Source organism: Bacillus sp. JJ634 (genome assembly GCF_036962285.1).
Taxonomy (GTDB): domain Bacteria; phylum Bacillota; class Bacilli; order Bacillales; family DSM-1321; genus Peribacillus; species Peribacillus asahii_A.
Genome location: NZ_JBALMU010000007.1, coordinates 1 through 5,993, shown reverse-complemented (window position 1 = coordinate 5,993; position 5,993 = coordinate 1). Strand labels below are relative to the sequence as shown.

The 5,993-nt window shown below is 35.8% G+C and carries 7 protein-coding genes and 1 other annotated feature (1 of these 8 running past the window's edge); of the genes, 6 read left to right on the top strand and 1 reads right to left on the bottom strand.

Features of this window, described 5'->3' with window-relative positions; genetic code table 11:
* The 4 genes from V7068_RS01275 to msrA form a co-directional block, all read left to right on the top strand.
* A protein-coding gene (locus tag V7068_RS01275) for a MarR family winged helix-turn-helix transcriptional regulator (RefSeq protein WP_499710613.1) crosses the window boundary here: on the top strand, positions 1 to 47 show its 3' end. Its footprint begins 445 nt before the window's first position; 47 of the gene's 492 nt are visible here — the last part of the coding sequence; its start codon lies beyond the left edge, outside the window; it ends in the stop codon at positions 45 to 47.
* Between the two features lie 237 nt (positions 48 to 284).
* Positions 285 to 635 carry a peptide arginase family protein gene (locus V7068_RS01270; RefSeq protein ID WP_499710612.1) on the top strand — a complete coding sequence of 117 codons (351 nt, stop codon included), beginning with the start codon at positions 285 to 287 and terminating at the stop codon, positions 633 to 635.
* Positions 636 to 696: 61 nt separating this feature from the next.
* Positions 697 to 949 (top strand) — a binding site (T-box leader).
* Positions 950 to 1,018: 69 nt separating this feature from the next.
* Complete coding sequence (locus V7068_RS01265; RefSeq protein ID WP_499710610.1) at positions 1,019 to 1,843, top strand: ATP-grasp domain-containing protein; 825 nt, start codon at positions 1,019 to 1,021, stop codon at positions 1,841 to 1,843.
* Between the two features lie 188 nt (positions 1,844 to 2,031).
* Entirely contained in the window at positions 2,032 to 2,991 is a 960-nt protein-coding gene (gene msrA / locus V7068_RS01260) for a peptide-methionine (S)-S-oxide reductase MsrA (RefSeq protein ID WP_499710609.1), read from the top strand.
* A 152-nt stretch (positions 2,992 to 3,143) separates the two neighbouring features.
* Here the strand turns inward: msrA and V7068_RS01255 are convergent, their stop codons facing one another.
* On the bottom strand, positions 3,144 to 4,559 hold the full coding sequence (locus V7068_RS01255; RefSeq protein ID WP_499710608.1) for a PQQ-dependent sugar dehydrogenase: 1,416 nt from the start codon (positions 4,557 to 4,559) through the stop codon (positions 3,144 to 3,146).
* Between the two features lie 229 nt (positions 4,560 to 4,788).
* Between V7068_RS01255 and V7068_RS01250 the strand changes: the two genes are divergently transcribed.
* Together V7068_RS01250 and V7068_RS01245 are read left to right on the top strand one after the other, a co-directional pair.
* The gene (locus V7068_RS01250) at positions 4,789 to 4,986 is read left to right on the top strand and encodes a hypothetical protein (RefSeq protein WP_499710607.1); all 198 of its coding nucleotides are present in this window, start codon (positions 4,789 to 4,791) and stop codon (positions 4,984 to 4,986) included.
* Between the two features lie 271 nt (positions 4,987 to 5,257).
* Positions 5,258 to 5,914, top strand: coding sequence for a hypothetical protein (locus V7068_RS01245; RefSeq protein WP_499710606.1), 657 nt, complete (start codon positions 5,258 to 5,260; stop codon positions 5,912 to 5,914).
* Positions 5,915 to 5,993: the final 79 nt, after the last annotated feature.

The following is a 5,993-nucleotide window of genomic DNA, read 5'->3' as shown; positions in this document are numbered from 1 at the left end:
AATTGTACTTAAACTATAGGGTAGCAAGAGTTGAATGGAGCAACTAGTAATTAAACCGTTGCTCCTACTTTAATTTGTTTAGAAATACTTCTGATAATAGGTTACGACTGAGTTGACTCTAGACAAAAGGGAGAGGATATTCCTACTTTTCACTTTGGTTTAACTTTCTGTTAAATTTTAATTAAGGCACGGAGAATAGATATTTGGTAGAATTATGATATATCTGGGTACAATGTTTAAATATGATGGCCGTAGAGTAACTATATATAATTAAGAGGTTTTAAATGGACATTTTTAATCGGTTATCAGATTGGAAAATACATTTACCTGAACGAAATATATACATAATGAAAGACCATTCTTGGGCTCTTTCTGCCTGGGAATATGAAAGGTTAAAAGGAAATATTAATCCAGATTCTCTCCTTCTACATTTTGATTATCACTTAGACGATGTCGCTGATGGTTTATTTGTAGATGGAGTTATGATCGCGCGAACTAAGGAACAGTTATTTTCTATCACGAGAACAAACAATGAACTATATAGTGGAGAACCTTCAGAGCCTAAGATTCAAATAGACAATTTTATATGGCCCTCTTTTGCTAATTGTATAAAGAAATTCAATGAACTTCCTTAAATAACCATTTTACTTATTTTCTGAATAAATATATAATAACGTCTAATTATTTGAATTTGATTTAAATTCTATGAAGAGAAAGAGTACGTTATTGTTTTTGTTCCAAAGAGAGCTGGTGTTTTGCTGAAAACCAGTGTTCAGATAATAACCGAAAATCATCTCCGAGAAGTAAAGCTGAATGTTTAGTAAGCTTTATCGGTTTCCTCCGTTACAAGGGACAACGTATGATTGTACGTTTGTAAAGGGTAGTAAAGTGTTATTCAAACATTTTATTAAACAAGAGTGGTACCGCGAGTTTCAATCTCGTCTCTTACTGAGACGGGATTTTTTGTTTTTTAGGATGTTTTTACAATAAAAATTTAAGAAAAGCAGGTGAAGGCGTAATGAAGACGCTACTATTTGTAACAGATTTATATTATGAAGCAAAAGGAAGAAACTATTATGAAGAGGATTTATTTCTAACTTCTAAACTTAGAGAAGTCTTTAATTTGGTCATCTGTCATCCTGAAGATATTGAACCATTTGAAGATAATGCTGATTTAATTGTTTTCCGAAATGCAGGTCCAGTCGCAAATTTTAAAGACAAATATGAAGCATTCCGTAACCGAATTGTTTCTAAACATTTAAACGCATATAATTCGTTTAATGGGAAGGCTGATATGAACGGAAAAGAATATTTAATTGAACTAACAAATGCTCATTTTCCTGTTATTCCAACGATTGATACCCTTGATTCCCTAAATAAACTCCCTAGTGTAGACAGATATATTGTAAAGCCGAAAGATGGAGCAGACTCTATCGGGATGGAATTTGTTACAAAAGATGAATTGAGTGAAAAAGTTAATTCAGAGTCGAAAAATACATTGGTACAACCATTTATTAATTTTGAATATGAAATCTCATTTTATTTTATTGACAAAGAATTTCAGTATGCTCTTTATGCACCAGATAAAGATAGAAGATGGGAATTGAAAGAGTATGTACCTACGGAAGAAGATTTAGCTTTTGCTAAACGTTTCATCGACTGGAATAATCTTGACTGGGGGATTCAACGAGTTGATGCCTGCCGAAGCGAACAAGGGGAGCTTTTATTAGTCGAATTAGAAGATTTAAATCCCTATCTTTCCTTATTAGAATTATCTGAAGAGATACGTCAGAACTTTATAGAAGCAATGAAAAAATCATTACAAAAAGCTCTTCAAATTTAAATTTTTACTGTTCTTATAAAAAGATTAGAATAAAAAGATTAGGGCTTGTTAGGGTAAAGAAAAGATTGTGAATATTTCTACTTAAACTATAGGGTGCGTTAGTTTAAGTAGAAAGGACTTTACATATTAGTTAAAAATTTGAGAAATATATATACTCGAAGTAACATAGATGGAAAGGAGATGGTATTATGTCTCAATCATTGGAGCTGGCGACTTTTGCTGGAGGCTGTTTTTGGTGTATGGTATCACCATTTGATGAACTGCCAGGAGTTAAAGAAGTGATTTCTGGATACACAGGCGGCCATAAAGCAAATCCAACCTACGAGGAGGTGTGCACAGATACAACAGGACACTATGAAGCTGTTCAAATTTTATTTGATTCCGCTGTTATGTCCTATCAAAAGCTATTGGACCTTTTCTGGCAGCAAATTGATCCGACAGATGCTGCAGGACAGTTTAACGATCGTGGATTATCGTACCGGACAGCCATTTTTTTTCATAGTGAAGAACAACGGATACTAGCCGAGACCTCCAAGGCCAAGCTTGCAGAGAGCGGGAGATTTAAGAAACCAATTGTTACGGCGGTTCTGCCGGCTGAGCCTTTTTACAAGGCAGAAGAAAAACACCAGCACTACTATAAAAGGAACCCTTTTCATTATAATCTATATAAAGAAGGCTCTGGACGCGCCAAGTTTATTCGCGAGAACTGGAAAAGGCAAAAAAGTGATGAGGAATTACGGAAAGAACTTACCCCGATTCAATATGAGGTGACAAGAAAGAATGCAACCGAGCCGCCTTTTCAGAATGAGTATTGGAATCATACAGAAGAAGGAATCTATGTTGATATTATCTCAGGCGAGCCATTGTTTAGTTCGATTGATAAATATGATGCAGGCTGTGGTTGGCCGAGTTTTACAAAGCCATTGCGGCGTTCAGAGCTTGAGGAGAAATTTGATACCTCTCATGGAATGAGGAGGATTGAAGTTCGGGCAAAAGCATCGGATGCCCATCTTGGTCATGTTTTTGATGATGGTCCTGGTCCTGATAGGGCACGCTATTGCATAAATTCTGCAGCACTTCGGTTTGTTCCTAAAAATAAATTGCAGGAAAAGGGATATGGAGAGTTTCTAAGTCTTTTTGAATCGTAAATGAATTAAAACGAGAATGTAATTTTTGCAATCACCGCAGGGACTACGGGTAGACCCTGCTAAAAAACTAGTGGATACACTGGTGTTCGCAGGAATTTCCCACTTCAAATTTCCGTTAGAAAATGAAGTGGGGAGTAGTTCAAAGCTATGAATCATGGAACAATTTCAAAAACAGTGCCTTGGTTCAAATCAGTCACTTTCATAGAACCATAAACCCCTAAATATAATTTAGTTTGATTCAGATTCGTTCCCAAACTAACATAATAAGCTGATTGAGATCCAAAATTATAATCCGTTTCAATAACACTAAAATCATTTAATTTACAATCTGTTCTTATTCTAGTATAAGCTAAAACCCCTTTGGCAGGAGATTGCGATTCTTCCTTCCGGGCAAGATCGGTAAATACAACACTCCCTGTTAAAACGGGGATTCTATTCCCCATATAGGCTTGCACTCCTGTAAGTGCAGTTCCTCCAAACTTATCGGGTCGCGGATCTTTATGAAAATAACTAGTTACAGGCTGAAGACGCCTTACTGAAGTTTTTATTGCTTCATTGTAATAGGCAATTGTGTTCTCATCCAAAGTCGGATTGGCAGAGCAGCCCCTTACAATTGGAGTAGGGAAAACACCTTCCCACGCCCGCCAGCCAAAGTTAATAAATCCTGCTTGGTCAGCCTCAGATTTCATTAAAAAAGCTTGAACAAGCTGGGGAACCGGTATTGGTTTATTCGGACCGAATGAAAATATTGATTCTACCAAGTCCTGTCCGACATTTCCCACATATTTGATATATTGATTATAAAACCTTTGAAATGAAATGCCCGGTATATTGCGAACCCCTTTGGCAATCACCGTAAGTGTTTCCTGAATAGGTACGGGAAGCTCATTAAACCGTGTGACTACGGGGGGATTCTGGTTAAATGTATTCTTACCTACATCGATTTCAATTATTTTACCGGCGATTTCCATATCATTCTGGCTTAAATTGAATGGATCATAGCCTGATCCACCATCCCCGGTGGTTAAAACAAGTTTTCCTGTTTCAGGTGAAAAGTTTAAGCTATTGACACCATTATGATTAGAAAATGGTCTTCTTAAGTTTAGTAATGTCCGTCGTTTTTGAGGTTGACCATTCGATGGTAAAATCCACTCTTCAACTGTATCAATATGATCATATTGAGTTTCTCTATTTAGCCACCTTAGGTTTAAAGTTTTTGGATCACACGGATTAGGTGAAAAAGATTTAGAAAGAGCACCTGGACCTTGTGTTCCAGCTACTGAATAATGAAGATAAAACAGACCGTTATAATAAAATTCGGGATGAAACGCTAGCCCTAGCAATCCCCGTTCATCATATCCACCACCAGAAGCACCTAGTTTTACAATTCGGGGGCGAATATCTAAAAAAGTCCGTATAGCTCCGTCTCTTATGTAAAAAATCTCTCCTACTTGGGTTGCAATAAACAATCTTTCTTTTGAGTCACCCGGAAGCATAGTTGTTTTCAAAACAGTGGGTAAATTTACCTTACCTACAATGGGCCGTAAACGAACCGTAGTTTTTATCAACTAATTTTACACTCCTTCTTATTTGTTTTCTTTTATAAGAATATGATTAGAATTGTTCTATTAACACAAAATTAGGACTGGGGAATCTGACAAGGTATTGCACCATTTTCCGCACTAGCGTACTTAAACTATAGAATGCGATTGTTCAATTAGAGCAATCGCTTCTTGTGCTGACGGGCAGTTTAGCACAAGAAGATATGAAATATAGTAAAGTAGGATTGAAGTAGAAATGTTAAAATGTGGCGTGTATGATTTTACTGGAGAGGAACTATTTCATTTTGATTTTGTACGTCAGTTTACTGTTTATGAACAAGATGAGTATTCTCATATGGAACAACTTCACTGTGAATTTTTATTTAAACCAACAGATGAGTTAAGTAAGTTAGAGGTAGAAGAATGGTCAATGGATTGTGACGATATTATATAGAAAATCTTCAGGAGTTTAAAATCCCTTTGAATTTAAAGCCGATAAAATCAGAAATATATCAAGAAGAAGTTTAAAGCTTATTTCACGAACGTTGCAGGTTAGTTGAGTAAGAAAACCTTGATTGTTCAACTATTTACTATTATGTATGATACAAGTAAATTACATACTTTGGTAGTTTTATAGACCACCAATAATATCCATAACAAACACTATTTTATTTAATTGATTATGATAAAATGGATATAAATAACAACCAAAAGGGGGATTTTGCATGAAAGTTGCTTTGATTTCTGCGACAAAAGCATCTTTAGATCCGATCGAAAGAGCGTTTCACGAAGAAGCGCCAGATATTGAATTGATTCATTTACTAGATACTGAATTACTTTCAATGATGGAGAAAGAGGGGTCACTTACACCAAACATCATTCTCCGTTTTTCTTCACTTCTAAATATTGCTGTTTCTTCAGAAATCGATGCTATTCAGCTTACTTGCTCCGCTTTTAATAACATTACTAGCATCTTGCAGCCTCTTTATAAAGTAAAACTATTTCGTTCAGATGAAGCGATGCTAGATCAAGCACTTGTCTATGAGAGAATCGGATTAATTTCTACCGTACGAGAAACTCCCATTGCATTAACGAGTTATCTACAAGAGAAAAAAGCGAATGTTCAAGTAGAATCTATCGTAGATTCAGGACTCATTCATTTACTTTATCAGGGAAAAAAAGATAAACATGATGAACGAGTAAAAGAAATGATTTATCAAATGGAAGGCAAAGTCGATGTCATTGTACTATCCCAGTACAGTATGGAACATATCGCCGATCAAGTGACTTGTTCGACTCCTATTTTAACCGCACCTAGAGCGGCGGCTAAGCGTTGCTATACTTATTTGCAAAACCAATATAGCACTAACAAATCTTCTTAATTGGGCAAAATGTTCATTAAACAAAACTTAAAAGAAGCCAGTGAATGTAGTTCTTCAGAAGCTACATTCACTGGCTTCT